Consider the following 1,147-nt stretch of genomic DNA (forward strand, 5'->3'; position numbering starts at 1 on the left):
GCCGAGTCCAGCGCGCGACGGACGACCTGTCGGGCAAGCTCGCCGGCGCGTCGGGGACCTACGCCGCACACGTCGCGGCCTACCCCGAGGTGGACTGGCAGGGCGTCTCCCGGTCCGTCGTCTGGGGGCTGGACCTCGATCACCAGCCGCTGGCGACGCAGGTGAACCCGTGTGACGACCTCGCCGCGCTGTTCGACGCGCTCCGGGGCGTCAACAGCGTGCTCCTCGACCTGGACGTCGACGCGTGGCTGTACGTCTCCGACCGCTATCTGGGCCAGCGCGCCGTCGAGGGCGAGACGGGGTCATCGACGATGCCACACAAGGTGAACCCGATCGACTTCGAGAACAGCGAGGGGAACCTCTCGAAGGCGAACTCGGACCTCGGTTTCCTCGGGGAGTACGTCACCACCTCGCGGCTCCAGCGCGACCTCTCCGACTCGACGGTGAAACGGAACATCGGTGCGGCGTTCGGCCACTGTTTGATCGGCTACTCGAAGACCGCGGACGGGCTCTCGAAGGTGGTCCCGAACGAAGTGGTCATGCGCGAGGAGCTGGACGACACGCCCGAAGTGATCGGCGAGGCGGTCCAGACGATCCTCCGTCGCGAGGGCGACACAGAGGCGTACGAGCGCGTCAAGACGCTCTCGCGCGGCTCTCGGGTGACGCTGGAAGACTTCCGGGCGCTGTTCGACGAGCTCGACGTCGACCCCGCGGTGCGCGAGGAGCTCCGAGCGTTGACCCCCGCCGGCTACGTCGGGATCGCGGCCGACCTCGCGGACCGGCCGTCCGTCGACGACGGATCGGGGCTCGGCGACCGCTCCGGCGACGGCGAGTAGGCGTAGGCGAATCGGACCGCGAAGCGTGGTACTCGAGGGCGGCCGTCTCGACGGTTCCGGCTCCCGAACGTATTTGCGCCGGCCCCCGCTGGGTGGGGACATGTCGGAACTTCCCTTGGAGGCGTACTACGATCTCACGCAGGTCGGCGAGCTCGCGGTCTCGCCGGACGGCGACCGCGTCGCGTTCACCACCACCGAGTACGACGAACGCGCCGACGAGTCGGTCGGGTCGCTGTTCGTCGCCCCGACGGACGGCTCGCGGGACCCACACCGGCTGACCCGCGTCGACGGCGCGGGGAGCCCGGCGTGGG

General features: G+C 70.1%; 2 protein-coding genes. Both read left to right on the forward strand.

Features of this window, described 5'->3' with window-relative positions:
• Positions 1 to 836: lyase family protein (locus ACFQEU_RS16335; protein WP_379783877.1), on the forward strand; the 836-nt coding region annotated here is incomplete at its 5' end.
• Positions 837 to 936: 100 nt separating this feature from the next.
• Positions 937 to 1,147: hypothetical protein (locus ACFQEU_RS16340; protein ID WP_379783879.1), on the forward strand; the 211-nt coding region annotated here is incomplete at its 3' end.

The organism is Halorubrum tibetense (assembly GCF_042661865.1).
Taxonomy (GTDB): domain Archaea; phylum Halobacteriota; class Halobacteria; order Halobacteriales; family Haloferacaceae; genus Halorubrum; species Halorubrum tibetense.